Below are 14749 nucleotides of genomic sequence, written 5' to 3'. Positions count from 1 at the left end.
CGCGGCTGACCTGAGCCCCGTGGTCAGCACTTCGGAACAGTCACTTCCCGAGCCTGCCGACTACAAGGATAGGGCAGCGGCTTCCTCGTCTGCTTGACACAGAGGGGAGCCCTGAGCGTGCGTCCGGCGGACGACCGGTCAGCGGCACGTGAGGACGGTTCGTGCCGTGCTGCGTCGAGCGTGCTGGAGACCAGTCCGCAGTGTCGGACGCCCTTCGTCGCGCCCGGGTTCGCAAAGAAAGTTCTGCGTGGAGGTACACGGATCGCGCGCGGCGGCAGTCTTCACAGTGATGGCTGACTACGAGGACTTCGTCCGGGCGCACCTGCCGCGGTTGCTGCGCTACGCGACGATGCTGACCGGGGAGCGGGAGCAGGCCGCCGACCTGGTGCAGGACGTGCTGGTCAAGGCGTATCGACGGTGGTCGCGGATCAGCGACGCCGAGCACCCCGACCGTTATGTCCTGCGGATGGTGACCAACGACTACCTCTCCTGGCGGCGCAGCCGGTCGGCTCGGCTGATCGCCGTGGGCGACCCGCCGGACGAGGCGCGGCCGGATGACTTCGCGTCGGACCACGCGGCACGCGAGGACATGTGGCAGCGCCTGGCGCGGTTGCCCCGGCGCCAGCGCGCGGTCGTGGTGCTCCGGTACTACGAGCAGGTCGCCGACGTCGACATCGCCGACCTGCTCGGCTGCGCCCAGGCCACCGTTCGGGCCCACGCCCGCAAAGCACTGACGACCCTGCGACACGGCCTGAGCATCGACCGGATGGCCCAGGCGAAGGAGAGCTGATGGACATCGAGAACCTGATCAAGGACACCTTCACCGCCCACGAGCCCGACGCCCCCGACAGCGACCAGGTGCTGGCGGCCACGCGTGAGCGCCTCGACCGCAGGCGCGCCGTGGTGGGCCGTCCGCTCGCGGCCGGCGCCGGGGTGGTCCTGCTCGTCCTGGCCGCGGTCGCCGTCGTCGCGCTGAACCGGCCCGCGCACGATAACCAGGTAGCCACGGGCGCCGGCCAGGCCAGTGGTCCGGCCAAGGTCGAGGCACCGGCCAAGGCGGCTATCGCGGAGCTGCCCATGCCCTTCTCGCTCGGCTGGCTGCCGCCGGGCAAAGCCGACTACCTCGCGCGCCGGATCAACATCGGTGGCAGCGCGGCGAACCCCGCCAAGCCGGTGTACGGCGGTGAGTACATGCTGACCGTCACGTCCGGGGGTCAGGTCCTGCTCGTGGACGTGCAGGAAATGCGGATGATGCCGGTCGGGCAGGCCGCCTTCAAGTCCGGTCCGGGCCAGTCGGTCACCATCGGCGGGCGGGCCGGCGTGGAGAGCTCGCACTCCGGCGGTCCGGGCGGTTACGAGGTGTACCTGACCCACCCCGAAGGCGGCTCGCTGTACGTCAACGTGGCCGCGCAGCCGGGCAGCACGGCGTCGGCGCAGCAACTGATCGACGCGGGCCGCCGCGTCGCGGAGAACGTCGCTTTCCCGGGCACGACCACCGTCGCCCCGGCGTTCGGCCTCGGCAAGCTGCCCGACGGCCTGCGGATGTGCGCGTTCGACGTCGAGGAGGGCGACCGGGGCGGTTCGCGCACGAGCTATTCGGTGGGCACGTGCAGCACCATGCCGCCGGTCCAGGTGCGCAGCGACGAGCCCGGTCAGGTGCGCGGCACCGCGGGGCAACAGGTCCAGGGACACGCGACGCGCTACGTGGACGAGAACGGTTACCGCACGCTCTGGATCCTCAAGGCCGTCCACGACGCGCCGATCGCCATCGCGGGCCCTGGTGCGAAGGCGGAGCTGTACGCCGTCGCCGACCACCTCGTCCTGCCCCACTGAGGTCCGTGGGTCCTCTTCGGACACGACCGAAGAGGACCCACGGTTTGGGCGTCGTCGATCGTCGAGAAGGCGAGGCGCTGCGTCAGGGGAGCAGGACGATCCGGCCGGGTGCATGCCCGTCCGCCAGCAGGCGCTGGGCGGCCGCGGCTTCCTCGAGCGGGAACGTCCGCGCGACGCGCACCTTCAGCCTTCCCGCCGCCGCCAGCTCGGCGACCGCGCGCAGGTCGCCGGGGACGAGCCGGGCGAACACCGGTGTCACGCCGGGGAGGTCGAACTCCGAGATCGACGCGACCCGGGTGCCGATGTCCGGCGTCGCCGCCAGGGTGCCCCGCCCGGCCGTGTCGAGCACGGCGTCGACGCCGTCGGGGGCGAGGTCGCGGACGCGGCCGGCGAGACCCTCGCCGTAGCGGACCGGTTCGACGCCGAGGGAACGCAGGTAGGCGTGGTTCGCCTCGGACGCCGTGCCGAGCACCCGGGCGCCGCGGCCGAGGGCGATCTGCGCGGCGAGCGAGCCGACACCTCCCGCGGCGGCGTGCACCAGCAGCGTCTCACCGGCTTTCGGCGCGAGGGTGTCGATGGCCTGCAGCGCGGTCAGCCCCGCCAGCGGCAGCCCCGCGGCCTCGGCCCAGCCAAGGGCGCGGGGCTTGGGGACCAGGGTCCGGACGTCCGCCGCGACCAGCTGCGCGTAGGCGCCGTTGCGGTGCTCGACCTCGCCGCGGACGTAGCCGATCACCTCGTCGCCGGGGGTGAACTCGGGTGCCGCGGGCCCGGCTCGCTCGACGACTCCGGCGACGTCCCAGCCGGGCACGACGGGGAAGTAGGACTCGAGCATCCCGGCCAGCGCACCCGATTGCACCCCGAGGTCGGCCGGGTTGAGGGCGGCGGCGCGGACCCGCACGAGCACGCCGTCGAGGTTCACCTTCGGTTCGGGCAGTTCGGCGATCTCCAGCACCTCGGGACCGCCGAACCGGTGGTAGACGACGGCTTTCACGGCTGCGTCACCCGCATCGGCAGGTCGCCCAGCACGTGGTGGCGCACGATCTTCCACTCGCCGTCGATGCGCCGCAGCTCGGTGTCGTAGTACCCCGACTCGACGCCCTGGATCGAGCGCTCCGGCGTGGTCCGGACCTCGAACACGACGAACTGGGCGTCAAGGTGGGCGGTGTCGCCGTCGACGGTGATCAGGTGGTCGGCGGTGACGTGGTGGCTCGACCCGCCTTCGGGGTGCGGGGCCATGAAGTTCTCGACGGCGTAGCGGACGCCGGCGCCGCCGACCAGCGGCTCGCCGACGGGTGCGTACCGGTCGGGTCCGGCCTTCTCGAAGATCCGGACCTCGGCGTCGTCGGTGAACAGCGCGCCCTGAGCGGCGCCGTCCCGCCGGTCGGTGGCGCGGACGTAGCGGGCCAGGACTTCCTGGACCGCGCGTTCGTCGTGCATGGGATGGCCTTTCTCCTCAACGGTTCCTGTTCTTCCAGCGAACTCCGGCGTGACCGGCGAAACGATGCCGTTCCGGCCGCCGATTATTACCCTGGCGGTATGGATCGACTGGAGACGCGCGAGCTGGCCTACTTCGTGGCCGTCGCCGAGGAACTGCACTTCGGGCGCGCGGCCGAGCGGCTCGGGATCGCGGCACCGCCGCTGTCGCGGGCGATCGCGCGGCTGGAACGACGGCTGGACGTGCGGTTGTTCGACCGGACCAGCCGCCGGGTGTCGCTCACCGATGCCGGCCGCGTCTTCCTCGCGGACAGCCGGTCGGCGCTGGCGGCGGTGGACCGGGCGGCGCGGCGCGCGCGGCGGGCGGGACGTTCGTCGCCGCTGACGGTCGCGGTGCGCTCGGGCACCGCCGCCGGTGTGCTGTCCGAGCTGGTCGAGGCGTTCGCCCACGCGCACCCGGTGGAGCTGGTGTTCACCACCGACCAGGTCGGCGCGGTCCGCGGCGGCGTCGCCGACGTCGCCCTGCTCTGCGCGAGCAACGACCTCACCGGCTTCGTGACGACGGACGTCGCCGAAGAGCTGCCGGTGGCCCTGGTCCCGGTGTCGCACCCGCTCGCTGCCCGCACGGCGGTCTCGATCGCCGACCTCCGCCGCGAAGACGCATTCCGGCCGGAATGCCCGCAGCTGCCCCTGGACGAGATCGTGGACCGGGTGGCGGTCGGCCAGCTGCTGGCGGTGGTGGGACACGGCGCGGCGGGCCGGGCCGGCAACACCGTGGTCGGCGTACCGGTGGCGGACTGCCCGCCGACCCGGGTGGTGCTGGCCCGCCTGACCGGAAACGCGAGCGCGGAGGTGAAGGCGTTCGAGCGCACGGCGAAGGACGTCGCGGCCCGCAGGCTCGCCATGGCGGCGACCGCCTAGCGGCGCAGGCGGCCGGCGTGGGGTGCGGGAGTGGACAGTGGAGCGCTGCCGGCGTCCGCCACGCGCCGGCACATGTCCTTGCCGGGAGCAGCGGCACCAATCCGAGCGGGATCATGCTGGAGGGCGCTGGATCGAGGCGGATCCCCGTGAAGCGAACGAGGTTCGCTGGCTCGCCTCGGCGATCCGGCGCCGGCCGGCTGACTCTCAACAGCGGCAACATGATTCGCGTGCTCGACACGGGCGACGGCAACGTGGATGTGGTGATCCGGGACCCGGCCAACCCGACCGGCCGGCCGATCACCTCGTTCCACAGCACCGCGAAGTACGTGCTGAAGCAATTGGCCTGCGGTTCCTGGGAGTGATTCGCCGATCGGGGTGCGGGCGAGCGCGCACCCCGATCAGGACTCCGGTCGTTCCTGGCGCAGCTGTTCGAGGGCGCGCTGCCGGGCCCTGGAGGCGTAGCCGGCCGGGTCCTTGTCGTATTCGGTGGTGGCCGTCTGCCAGCGGGCGAAGGCAGTCGCGATGTCTTCTTCGCTGTGCAGCCAATCGGTGCTCACGCCGTGCCCGACCATGCCGTCGCCGGTGTAGGCCTGGTCGAAGCCGTGCAGGTGCAGCAGCGCGTCCCTGGTCCTGGGATCGGGGACGCGGGCCGTCTCGTCTTCCACCCACGGCACCGCCCAGGCGTGTGCGTCGGCCCTGGTGATGACACCGGAGATCAGCTCGGTCCAGGTGCGCGTCACCTGCTCGCGGTCGGGAACGGTCACCAGTGCAGACTACCGGGCTCGCCCGGCGTGATCACCGCGCAGCCGACGGCAATGGGCTGCCTGAGCGCAGTCGACCCGCGCCAGCGGTTCCGGGCTTGCGCCGACGTCCTGCGCTACCGCGCCGGGTTCGCTCGCAATGCCTGCACGGACTTCTGGTGACGCGTCCGGGTTCTTGCGCACCCCGGCTGGTCAGCGTCCTGGGACGCGCGGGATGCCCGCTTCGCCGTGGCCACCGGGTCCCGCGCCGATCAAGCTGGTCGCTACGCCTGAACGGGAGAGCGCCAAGCGGGAGCTCGCGGCCACCTGGGGTTCGCGAGTCGTGAGTACAGCCGCGCCCAGCCAGCGGGGAGACTCCGTCGACTTGGGCCTGTGCCGATCAGGATGATCCGAGGACGCGCCGCGCGGCCGCCAGTCGTGCTTTCCGGGCGGCCGCCAGCCCGTCGAACCGGGCCGCGTCGTGCCGGATGTCCTGCTCTTGCGCGCCCGCCTCGACGTCGTGCCACACCTCGACCAGGTGGGCGGTCGCCTTGCAGCGCACATCGGCCAGTGCGGCGTTCCTTTCGTCATCGGGGATCTTCTCGCTGTCGAGGTGCCAGCGTGGATCCGAGATCGCCGCGCGCGGGTTGGCGTAGGCGTACCCCTGTCCGGTCATACACGTGCGCCAGGCCGCGAAGGCCGCGCCGACGCGTGGGTCCGTCTCCGAAGTGCGCAATGACCGGAAGTCCGCGTCGGTGAAGAATCCGTCGTCGACGGTCGTCAGCTCGGTTTCCGCTTGCTCGGTGCAGCCGTGCTCACCGAACAGCGTCGTGCGCTGGGCTTCGGTGAGACCGGCCGCCCACCGGCGCTGTTCGCTCTGCCGTTGCTGCTCTTCCGACGTCTTCGGGAAGTGGTAGCCGAAGTTCGTGGCGGAGGCTTCGTCGATCACGCCGTACCGGCGGAGGTTCGGCGAGAGGTCCAGCGCACCGGGGACACGGTCGTCTTCCGGCACGGCGAGCTCGGCACCGCGGTCGTGCAGGCAGGCGCGGACCAGCGTGGCTCGGGCGCGCCCGATTTCCGTCTCCTCGGCGAAGCCCGGCCGGTAGCGGTCGAACGGCAGGGCGAGCCGCTCGGCGGGGAGCGCGGGCGCGACCGACTCGGGCCCGCACGCGGTGAGCGTGAGGAGAACCAGGACGGTGACGAAGACCTTCGTGAGCATTGCGACCTCCAGGAGTGCCGGTGGTGCCCGGAGGGGGCGGGCACCACCGGCGGAATGCGTCAGGCCGTGGTGCAGATGTCCACCGCGCTGAGCCGGTTGTCGCCGATCTTGTTGTTCTCGAGGAAGCCGTCGTCGGTACCGCTGATCGACTTCGTGGAAGCGCCGGAGCCGCCGACGTCCTGCCACAGCATCACGTTGCAGCCGATGCGGTTCTTCACCGAGCTGGTCTCGTTGTCGATGCTGTCGTTGGTCTGGTTGCCGTTGCCGTCGTACCAGTAGTTGTCGCGCAGGTCGAAGTCGTCCTTCCGCAGATCGAGCCAGTGGTTGGTGTTCCCCTTGTTGAAGTCGTTGTTCTCGAACAGGCAGAAGTTGCCGCTGGAGCAGCTGCCCACCGCCAGCGCGGGCGACGCCGCGACCACGAGCCCAGTACCCACTGCCGCGACGGTCATGGCCACCGAAATGATCTTTCGCACGATTTCTCCTCGCCATCCCCTCTCAGGGATTCGGTCAGGTTGGGCGATCGGACCGTAGGGACCGGAAGCTGCGAGACTGTTGAGTACCGGTGCAATCGCCTGGTGACGCCCTCGTGGTGGCCGGCTCCTTCGCCGCCGTGGCGCCTGCCCGTCAGGCCGTCAGGCCGCGGCTGATGTGATAGGCGCTCAGGAACCACGCCAGCTGCCCCGCCGCCCGGTGCCGGCCGTGCGCCGCGGCCGCCCTGCGGAGCGCGAGCAGGCCGGCGTGCTCGGCCTCGAACCAGGCCAGGGCCGCCGCGCGGTGCTCGAACTCGGGCGGGGCGCACCCGGCCGCCGTCGCCAGCTCGATGACCGGGTGTTCCGGACGCAGCAAGTGGGCCGCCGAGCGCGCGGTGTGCAACTGGAGCTCCGTCAGGCGGTCCAGAGCCGCGCCGCGGGCTTCCTCGCCGGCCAGTTCGGCGGCGTACAGCCGGATCAGGTCGTGCATCCGGTATCGGCCGGGGACGGGCTCCTGCAGCAGGTTCGCGCCCACCAGGCTCCGCAAGACCGAACGGACCTGCCGGCCGTCGAGACCGGTGAGTGCCGCCGCGGCGGGCAGCGCGATGTCCGGGCCGGGTGCGACGCCCAGTAGCCGGAACACCTCGGCCTCCGCCGGGTCCAGGGCGGTGTACGACCAGGAGAACACCGCGCGCAGGTTCGACGTCAGGTCGCCGGCGTCGAGCGCGTCCAGCCGCGCGGACGCGTCCCGGCATTCCTTGACCAGGACGTCCAGAGGGAAACCGGGACGCGCCGTGGCGCGGGCCGCCACGATGCCGACCGCGAGCGGCAGCCCGGCACACCACCGCACCAGGTCGGCGACGGCATCGGCCTCATCGGCGACCGGTTCGGGGCCGATGTGCCGGGCCAGCAGGTCTCGTGCGTCCGCCTCGGACAGCGGATCCAGGTCGACCAGCCGGGCGCCGCGCACGCCGAGCCCGGTCAGCCGATGGCGGCTGGTCACGAGCACGGCGCAAGTCTCGCTCCCCGGCAGCAACGGCTCCACCTGGGCCGCGTCCCGCGCGTTGTCCAGCACGACGAGCAGCCGCTTCCCGGCCACCAGGCTGCGGTAGTGCGCGACCAGCTCGTCCTCGTCCGGCGGCAGTGTCGCCGGATCGGCGCCCAGCGCACCGAGCAGCCGCCGCACCGCCGCCTTCGGCGTCATCGGCTCGCCGGACGGGTCGAAGCCGCGTAGGTCGACGTGCACCTGCCCGTCCGGGAAGCGTGCGAGGTGGTCGTGCGCCCACCTCAGCGCGAGCGCCGTCTTGCCGACCCCCGCCGGGCCGCCGATCGCGCAGACGGGCACGGTGCCGCCGGCGGCCACGACCCGGGTGAGCACGGCCAGTTCGGCGTCCCGGCCGACGAGCCACCCCGGGGCGGCCGGCAGCTGCCGGGGCACGGCGACCTCGGACGGCGGATCGAGCTCGGGGGCAGCGGTGAGGATCTTGTGGTGCAGCTCCCGCAGGGCGGGACCGGGATCGGCACCGAGTTCCTCGGCGAGCCGCCGCCGGGTCCGCTCGTAGTGGTCCAGCGCATCCGCTTGCCGTCCCCCGCGGTAGAGCGCCAGCACCAGCTGGCCGGCGGCACGTTCGTTCAGCGGGTTCGCCGCGACCCGCGAGGAGATCTCGGCCAGCACCGCGTTGTGCTTTCCGAGGCGCAGCGTGAGGTCGGTGCGGTCGAGTTCGATCGCCTCGCGCTCGGCCGCGAGGGTCCGCCGCATCGCCTCGGTCCACGGGGTGTCCACGCCCGCGAACGCGTCGCCGTGCCACAGCCGCAGCGCTTCGTCGAACCGCGCCAGTTCCTGATTCTCCCGGGCTTCGGCCACCAGCGTCCGGAACCGGTGCAGATCGATCGCCTCCGGCGCGACGCGGACGACGTACCCGCCCGGCCCGTACGCGATGACGACGTCCTCGGCGCCGGCGAGGACGCGCCGGAGCCGGGACAGGTAGCTGGCGAGGGAGCGGCGCGCCCGATGCGGCGGCCGGCCTGCCCACACCCGATCGGCGAGCTGGTCGACCGAAACCGGGTGGTTTACGTCGGCGAGCAAGGCGGCCAGGACGCCGCGCTGCCGCACGTGCCCGAGGTCGACGGGCCGGCCGTCGACGTGAGCTTCGATGTCCCCGAGCAACCGGAATCTGACTGGCACGGTGGAGGTCCTCCTCGTGACCGAGGGAGTACTGAAGAATCCGCCGGCACAAGAAACGTGACGCGGAAACGTTTCAGGCCGTGTGCTACGGAGATGCACCCCGGACTTCGGCTCGTCGACGCCCGGCGTGAACGGCACTGCCCACTGAGGACCGAGAATGCTCTGGCATACGCGGACGATAGGACCCCCAGGCTTCGGTCCGGCTTCCATCCGGCTTCGCTCCGGACTTCCGCCAGCCCGCGGAAGTGGACGAGGTGCGGACGTTCCCGGGGCCAGGAATGGTGCGACGTCGCCGGCTTCCCGATCCTGGTGACCGAGGAAGTTTCGCGCAGGCTCGAAACGTCGTCAGCCGGCTTGACAGCACTTCCAGGCGCAGACGTTGCGTAGGTCCACGTTGGACAGTGAGTTGCCGGTTGGCGGCTTCGATCTTCTGTTCGGCCCGCCGGGAAGGACTACTACCGCGGGCACGGATCCGCAGGAACTGCACAACACCGCGGCCGAGTCGCCGCTGGACACCGCGAAGCGGTTGCCCGACACGCTGCAGGCCACGATCTCCTGCCTCCGGGCCGGAGAATGTGGTGTGATCCGGAGGTGAGCCGGGCCGTGGAGGAGAGCAACCGTCGCATGCTGCGCGCACGCGACACCATGGACCGCGATTACGCGAAGCCGCTGGACGTGGCCGCCTTGGCCAGGGTCGCGCACGTTTCGCCGGTGCATTTCATCCGGACCTTCCGCGCGACCTTCGGGGAAACCCCGCATCGATACCTGCAACGCCGGCGGGTGGAGCGGGCCATGTTCTTGCTGCGCTCGGGTGATCGGAGCGTCACCGACATCTGCCTGGAGGTCGGCTTCATCAGCCTCGGGACCTTCAGCAGGACGTTCCGCGACATCGTCGGCGAGTCGCCGACGGCGTACCGGCGGTATGGACCGGTGGTGGACGTGCCGACCTGTTTCGCCATGGCCTGGATGCGGCCGAGGAGCTGACCGGGACGATCATTTCGGATAAGCGTCTCGGCACGCAGGTGAACTACCGTCGCCGGCATGCTCAACGCCATCACGATTTCCCAGATCTTCGTGCTCGACCAGGACGAGGCGCTCGACTTCTACGTCGGCAAGCTCGGCTTGGAAGTCGGCACCGACGCCGACCTCGGCGTCATGCGGTGGTTGACGATCCACCTGCCCGGCCGGCCCGACCGCGAGATCCTCCTGGAGAAGCCCGGGCCGCCCAGGCTGGACGAGGCGACGGCCGGCCAGGTCCGGGACCTGCTGACCAAGGGTGCGATGGGTGGTTCGCTGTTCTTCAGCAGTGAAGACTGCCGCAAGACCTACGAGACACTGCTGGCCAAGGGTGTGGAGTTCACCGACGAGCCGACCGAACGCCCGTACGGGATCGACTGCAGCTTCCGTGACCCGTTCGGCAACAGCATCCGGTTCAACCAGCCACTGCCCGGTTCCTGACCCGGCCGGCCGGGTACCGCACTTCACGCGGAGCTGGGCGACCGGTGCCTTGCGGCTCCGCCGGGGTCGGCTATCGCTTCCTCGGTGAGACCGGCTGATCACCCTCAGCTGGGCCGCGCCAGAGCCGCGTACTGGCGCTCGAGTGCCTTGGCCGCGCCACTGCGCCAGCTCTCGGCCATGGCCGCCGACACCGGGTCGGGGAAAATCTCGTCTTTGCCCTGCTCCACGCCGTCGAAGATGGCGTGCGCCACGGACTCCGGGGGACGCCTTAGGGAGAACGCCGCCGCCTTGGAGATCGAGTAGGCCGGGATCACGGGGATCGGCGCCCACGCCGTGATCGACAGGATGTTGACCACGGCTCCCCGCGAACGGGTCAGCGCCGGCAGGAACGCACTCGTCACGCTGTAGGTGCCGAAGAGGTTGATCGTGCCGGGCAATCGGTCGGGGCCGATGACGAACAGCGCGGCCACGAGCAGGATGAGCAGGTACTCCACGCTCAGTCCGAACATCGGTAGTCCCTTTTCCGCTGTGTTCCGGGCAGAACGCGGTGGGTGCCGGATCCCCCGACGGAACCCGGCACCCACCGCACCCTGGATCAGTTGGCGGCGCTGGTGTTCACGTCTCCGTTGACGCCCTTGGGGAAGAATCCGCCTGAGGTGGCGGCCTTGTTCGTCAGGTACACGATGTTGAGGACCTGGCCGGGGGAGCGGCTGTAGGCGATTCCGTTGGCGTCGGTGGGCACGATGTTGGCGTTGCCGTGGCTGTCGATGACGCCCTGGTCGTCGTCGGTGGGGCCGTCGAGGCTGTCGCGCGCGTTGGAGAGCTTGACGCTGGCCTCCCGCAGGTCGCGACCGAGCAGCCCGAGGCCGAGGATGCCTTCGGTGTGCTGGTAGAGCGCGCTGCGGATGTTGGCGGCGTGGTAGGCCTCGACGGCGAGGATGCCGGCCGCCGCTTCGAGGTAGGTCTTGTTGGTGATCAGCGGCGCGGCGCCCTTGTAAGCGGTGACGCCGACGTCTTCGAAGAGGAACGCGGCGAGCAGGAAGTTCTCCTCGCACGCGAACGCGTCGAAGCTGCGGCCGGGCTTGACCAGGCCGGCGGCCTGGGCGGCGGCGGTGAAGCTGGACTGCAGGTCGATCGCGGGCCGGCTGACCGCGGCGGAACCCAGGGCGGAGCGCAGGAACTGGACGTGGGCCTTTTCGTCGCCCGCGATCTCCTGCGCGTACTGCTTCGCGGCCTTGGTCTTGAACTTCACCGCGCGCCCGCCGGTGACGCCGCCGCGGGTGCCCGTGCCGGTCGTCATCGAGTCGGCGAGGCCCTTGCCGGTAACGGCGTGCAGGTAGAACTCGGCTTCGAGGTATTCGAGGTTCAGCGCGAAGTTGAGCACCGCGCCGTCGCTCACCCCGCTCGGCGCGGCCGCGGCGGCGGGCCGGGCGGTGGTGGCGGACGCGGTGCCGGCGGCGAGTCCGCCGAGCGCACCGGCGCCGACGACGCCGAGGCCGGTCATCCCGGCCGCCTTCAGGAATCGGCGACGGTCTTGGTCGTTCTCGGCGCTCCGGTTGATCATCGAAGCGGCGTAGCGCTTGCCAAACACGGACGAACTCCTCCCCGCCCGCGCGCGGCGGGCGTAACCCACCGCCGGATTCCCGGCGCCGGGCGGATCCTTCGTGGACCTTCCGCTTTCGGGGCCGCGCCGGCCGCGGATTGGTGTGGATCGCCGGATCAGGTGATCACGGCTCGCGGAGGTGTCGGAGTGGGAAGACCGGGTACATCAGCGGCAATTCGGGCGATACCGTGATTTCGGCCGGGATCCGGGTGCCGGTCCGGGAGATGGCTGTCGCGCGTCGATCACCGCGCGTGTCCACATCGGTCACTTTCCTCGAAAAGCTGGAGGACTACCCGTTACCCAGGAGTAGAAACCCTTTCTGTCAAACAAAAAAGTTCTGTCTTGCACCCAATCCGGTGAAGGTCTGCGCCCCGAAAGCCCACTGACGGGTGAAGTTCCGACTCGGAAGGGGGTGAGATGGATGGATACTTCCCAGTCTGACGCTGCAGCCGTGCACAAGTCCGTGATTGCCCGGTGGCTGATAGTCGCCGGAGCTGTTGTCGGCTTCGCGGTGCTGGCGCTGGTGCTGTCCGGGAGAGCGGACGCGGCCGAGCGTGATGTCCCGGCCGCACCGGATCAGTCCGGGGTGCTCGGCTCGATCGGGCACACCGTGGAGCACGTTACCGGACCCGCCGACCGCGTGCTGCGGCCGATGACCGGCACCGTGCACGCCGTTTCGGCGGTGGCCGAGCCGGTCGTCCAGCAGGTGGCCAAGCCGTTGGAGCCGGTGGTTTCGTCGGTGGTGCGGCCGATCGCGAAGACGGTCGAGCCGGTCCTGTCGGTCGTCGAGCCGGTCACCGCGCCGGTCACGCGGCCGGTGCTGCACGCGCTGGCCCCGGTCGTCGACCCCGTGACCCACGCGGTGGGGGCGGATCCGGTGATCGAGACCGTTTCCGGACATCCGGTGCGGACATCGCCGGGGACACCTCGCGACGACATCGGAGTCACTCCGGTGCACGGGGATGCGACCGCGGTGACTCCCGAGCCGCCGCAGGTGCCGCGACCCGCGGTGACGGTCCGGACGGAACTCGGCCGGAACCACGGTTCCGGCGGGACGTTCGCCGGTGACCACCCCGGTTCGGGTGGCGGCGGAGTACCCGCGTCGCCGGGTGCGCCGGGCGCGGTGAACTCGGGCGGATCGGTGTCGGCCGGTTCCTCCGGACACGGTGGTGAGTACGCCGTGTCCGCGTCGGGTCCGCGGATCGCGGGCACGGACCGGTCCTGGCGGGCACCACCCGCGGGCTCGTGGTCGTTGCACTGGCTCGAGTACTACGGCAACGACCATCCGAGCTGACGTTCCCTTTCCATCCTCAAAATCCACAATGGACAGAGAGCAGGAAAGGGAAGTCATGCACAAATACGTGCGACGCGGCCTGACCGCCGCATTCATCTCCGGCGGGTTCGTCCTGCTGGGCGGAGCGGTGGCCAGTGCGGACACCGGGAACTCGGGCCCGCTGGGCGGGCTCGGCAACACGCTGCACTCAGTCGTGACCGGAACCGCCACCGGCGGCAACGGCGGGACCTCGGGTAACGGCGGGAACGCGAGCAGCAGCAACAACGCTGTCAGCGGGAACTCCGGCAACTCGGGCAACTCCGGGTCCACCGGCGGCAACAGCGCCTACGGCGTCTGTGTCCTGGCCGAGTGCAGCACCTCGGTGTCCTCGGGCAACTCCGGGAACACGGGCGCGACCGGCTCGACCGGGAACGCCTCGAACACCAGCACCACCACCGGTGGCAACTCGGGGAACGCCGGCCACGGCGGCTCCGGGACGTCGGCGGCGTCGGGCAAGAACGCCGCGGACTCGCGGGGCGCCCGCGGCGTCCTCGGCTCGGTGACCGGCACCGCCAAGGGCGGCAACGGTGGCAACTCCGGCGACGCCGGGAACGCCACCAGCGGCAACTCGGCGGTGTCGGGGAACTCGGGCAACTCCGGGAACTCCGGTTCGACCGGCGGCAACAGCGCCTACGGCTTGTGCCTGCTGGCGAAGTGCACCACGTCGGTGACCTCGGGTGACTCCGGGAACACCGGCGCCACCGGTTCGACCGGGGACGCGACCAACACCAGCACGACCACCGGCGGGAACTCCGGCTGGGCGGGCAACGGTGGCGACGCCACCGCCGTCGGCACCGGCCAGAACTCCGCCAAGAACAAGGGTGGACACGGCTGGCACCACCAGGGCGGCACCACGGGCGTCCTGGGTTCGGTCACCGGCACCGCGACCGGCGGCAAGGGTGGCAGCTCCGGCGACGCCGGGAACGCCACCAGCAAGAACAACGCCGTGAGCGGCACGTCCGGCAACTCGGGTGACTCGGGCTCGACCGGCGGCAACACCGCCGTCACGTCGGCTCGTGGGCACGAGCAGCAGGGCCGTCACCACGGTGGACGGCAGCACGAGGGTTCGAAGTCGGCCACCTCGGTGACTTCGGGCAACTCGGGTGACACCGGCGCCACCGGCTGGACCGGTGACGCGGGCAACACCAGCACCACCACCGGCGGGAACTCCGGCTCGGCGGGCCACGGCGGCGATGCCGCGGTGATCGCCTCGGGCTGGAACACCGTCGCGCACAGCCCGCACACCGTCTGACGGTCGGCGGGAGAACACGAGCGGGGGCACCGGATTCCGGTGCCCCCGCTCTTCGTCGCGGATGTCTTTCCTCGCCGATGGTGTTGCGCGGCATCCTGAGCGAGCCGGTCCGACCGTCTCTTGTCACAGAGCCGTGGGGCGCGGAGACCGCATCGGCAGGACCGGTCGCCGCCAGCCACCCTGGAGTGATCCGGTGGTGGCGACGACCGGCGGAACGCCGCCGCTTCGGCGTTCCCCGGCGGCGGATCTCGTGCGACCCGCCGCCAGGTCTGGGTACGAACACAATGCGACCGCCGCAGCT

General features: G+C 71.0%; 16 protein-coding genes. 8 read left to right on the top strand and 8 right to left on the bottom strand.

All coding sequences use genetic code 11. The features are described from left to right. The first annotated feature begins 289 nt into the window (after window positions 1–289). Both QQ657_RS56025 and QQ657_RS56020 read left to right on the top strand, forming a co-directional pair. Window positions 290–790 carry a SigE family RNA polymerase sigma factor gene (locus QQ657_RS56025; RefSeq protein WP_284750661.1) on the top strand — a complete coding sequence of 167 codons (501 nt, stop codon included), beginning with the start codon at window positions 290–292 and terminating at the stop codon, window positions 788–790. Beyond that, window positions 790–1833: a hypothetical protein gene (locus QQ657_RS56020; RefSeq protein WP_284750660.1), complete on the top strand. Its 1044-nt coding sequence runs from the start codon at window positions 790–792 to the stop codon at window positions 1831–1833. Before QQ657_RS56025 ends, QQ657_RS56020 begins: the two co-directional genes overlap by 1 nt. Window positions 1834–1915: 82 nt before the next feature. Here the strand turns inward: QQ657_RS56020 and QQ657_RS56015 are convergent, their stop codons facing one another. Together QQ657_RS56015 and QQ657_RS56010 are read right to left on the bottom strand one after the other, a co-directional pair. Further along, window positions 1916–2824 (bottom strand): NADP-dependent oxidoreductase, encoded by a 909-nt coding sequence (locus QQ657_RS56015; protein ID WP_284750659.1) that lies wholly within the window; start codon window positions 2822–2824, stop codon window positions 1916–1918. Beyond that, complete coding sequence (locus QQ657_RS56010; RefSeq protein WP_284750658.1) at window positions 2821–3270, bottom strand: nuclear transport factor 2 family protein; 450 nt, start codon at window positions 3268–3270, stop codon at window positions 2821–2823. The genes QQ657_RS56015 and QQ657_RS56010 overlap by 4 nt, the downstream gene beginning before the upstream one ends. A 99-nt stretch (window positions 3271–3369) precedes the next feature. Between QQ657_RS56010 and QQ657_RS56005 the strand changes: the two genes are divergently transcribed. Both QQ657_RS56005 and QQ657_RS56000 read left to right on the top strand, forming a co-directional pair. After that, window positions 3370–4188 (top strand): LysR family transcriptional regulator, encoded by an 819-nt coding sequence (locus tag QQ657_RS56005; protein WP_284750657.1) that lies wholly within the window; start codon window positions 3370–3372, stop codon window positions 4186–4188. A gap of 227 nt (window positions 4189–4415) precedes the next feature. After that, window positions 4416–4550, top strand: a complete 135-nt coding sequence (locus tag QQ657_RS56000) for a hypothetical protein (RefSeq protein WP_284750656.1) — start codon at window positions 4416–4418, stop codon at window positions 4548–4550. Window positions 4551–4586: 36 nt separating this feature from the next. On the opposite strand, the gene QQ657_RS55995 is transcribed toward QQ657_RS56000, so the two are convergent. The 4 genes from QQ657_RS55995 to QQ657_RS55980 form a co-directional block, all read right to left on the bottom strand. Then, window positions 4587–4952, bottom strand: a complete 366-nt coding sequence (locus tag QQ657_RS55995; RefSeq protein ID WP_284750655.1) for a hypothetical protein — start codon at window positions 4950–4952, stop codon at window positions 4587–4589. A 376-nt stretch (window positions 4953–5328) separates the two neighbouring features. Then, window positions 5329–6147, bottom strand: a complete 819-nt coding sequence (locus QQ657_RS55990) for a hypothetical protein (protein WP_284750654.1) — start codon at window positions 6145–6147, stop codon at window positions 5329–5331. 59 nt (window positions 6148–6206) lie between these two features. Then, complete coding sequence (locus QQ657_RS55985; RefSeq protein WP_284750653.1) at window positions 6207–6620, bottom strand: peptidase inhibitor family I36 protein; 414 nt, start codon at window positions 6618–6620, stop codon at window positions 6207–6209. 151 nt (window positions 6621–6771) lie between these two features. After that, window positions 6772–8802, bottom strand: a complete 2031-nt coding sequence (locus QQ657_RS55980; protein ID WP_284750652.1) for an AfsR/SARP family transcriptional regulator — start codon at window positions 8800–8802, stop codon at window positions 6772–6774. 624 nt (window positions 8803–9426) lie between these two features. On the opposite strand from QQ657_RS55980, the gene QQ657_RS55975 reads away from it, so the two are divergent. Both QQ657_RS55975 and QQ657_RS55970 read left to right on the top strand, forming a co-directional pair. Further along, window positions 9427–9786 (top strand): helix-turn-helix domain-containing protein, encoded by a 360-nt coding sequence (locus tag QQ657_RS55975; protein ID WP_284750662.1) that lies wholly within the window; start codon window positions 9427–9429, stop codon window positions 9784–9786. Window positions 9787–9843: 57 nt separating this feature from the next. Then, window positions 9844–10260, top strand: a complete 417-nt coding sequence (locus QQ657_RS55970) for a VOC family protein (protein ID WP_284750651.1) — start codon at window positions 9844–9846, stop codon at window positions 10258–10260. 104 nt (window positions 10261–10364) lie between these two features. Here QQ657_RS55970 and QQ657_RS55965 read toward each other — a convergent pair whose 3' ends face one another. Together QQ657_RS55965 and QQ657_RS55960 are read right to left on the bottom strand one after the other, a co-directional pair. Further along, window positions 10365–10769, bottom strand: a complete 405-nt coding sequence (locus tag QQ657_RS55965; RefSeq protein ID WP_284750650.1) for an SDR family NAD(P)-dependent oxidoreductase — start codon at window positions 10767–10769, stop codon at window positions 10365–10367. An 86-nt stretch (window positions 10770–10855) separates the two neighbouring features. After that, a complete protein-coding gene (locus QQ657_RS55960) occupies window positions 10856–11851 on the bottom strand; it encodes a ferritin-like domain-containing protein (protein ID WP_284750649.1) in 996 nt (331 codons plus the stop codon). Between the two features lie 463 nt (window positions 11852–12314). Here QQ657_RS55960 and QQ657_RS55955 point away from each other — a divergent pair, with 463 nt between their 5' ends. Next, a complete protein-coding gene (locus tag QQ657_RS55955) occupies window positions 12315–13157 on the top strand; it encodes a hypothetical protein (protein ID WP_284750648.1) in 843 nt (280 codons plus the stop codon). A gap of 55 nt (window positions 13158–13212) precedes the next feature. Continuing rightward, entirely contained in the window at window positions 13213–14448 is a 1236-nt protein-coding gene (locus QQ657_RS55950) for an autotransporter outer membrane beta-barrel domain-containing protein (protein ID WP_284750647.1), read from the top strand. The last annotated feature ends 301 nt before the right edge of the window (window positions 14449–14749 follow it).

The organism is Amycolatopsis ponsaeliensis (assembly GCF_030182635.1).
GTDB classification, from domain to species: Bacteria; Actinomycetota; Actinomycetes; order Mycobacteriales; family Pseudonocardiaceae; genus Amycolatopsis; species Amycolatopsis ponsaeliensis.
Note: the sequence above shows the minus strand (reverse complement) of the source record. Positions and strands in the feature narration are given on the sequence as shown.

Coding starts and splice junctions, on each gene's coding strand:
- QQ657_RS55965 (WP_284750650.1), bottom strand. CDS start 10,769: ATGTTCGGACTGAGCGTGGAGTACCTGCTCATCCTGCTCGTGGCCGCG.
- QQ657_RS55970 (WP_284750651.1), top strand. CDS start 9,844: ATGCTCAACGCCATCACGATTTCCCAGATCTTCGTGCTCGACCAGGAC.
- QQ657_RS56020 (WP_284750660.1), top strand. CDS start 790: ATGGACATCGAGAACCTGATCAAGGACACCTTCACCGCCCACGAGCCC.
- QQ657_RS56025 (WP_284750661.1), top strand. CDS start 290: ATGGCTGACTACGAGGACTTCGTCCGGGCGCACCTGCCGCGGTTGCTG.
- QQ657_RS56010 (WP_284750658.1), bottom strand. CDS start 3,270: ATGCACGACGAACGCGCGGTCCAGGAAGTCCTGGCCCGCTACGTCCGC.
- QQ657_RS56005 (WP_284750657.1), top strand. CDS start 3,370: ATGGATCGACTGGAGACGCGCGAGCTGGCCTACTTCGTGGCCGTCGCC.
- QQ657_RS55990 (WP_284750654.1), bottom strand. CDS start 6,147: ATGCTCACGAAGGTCTTCGTCACCGTCCTGGTTCTCCTCACGCTCACC.
- QQ657_RS55975 (WP_284750662.1), top strand. CDS start 9,427: ATGCTGCGCGCACGCGACACCATGGACCGCGATTACGCGAAGCCGCTG.
- QQ657_RS55950 (WP_284750647.1), top strand. CDS start 13,213: ATGCACAAATACGTGCGACGCGGCCTGACCGCCGCATTCATCTCCGGC.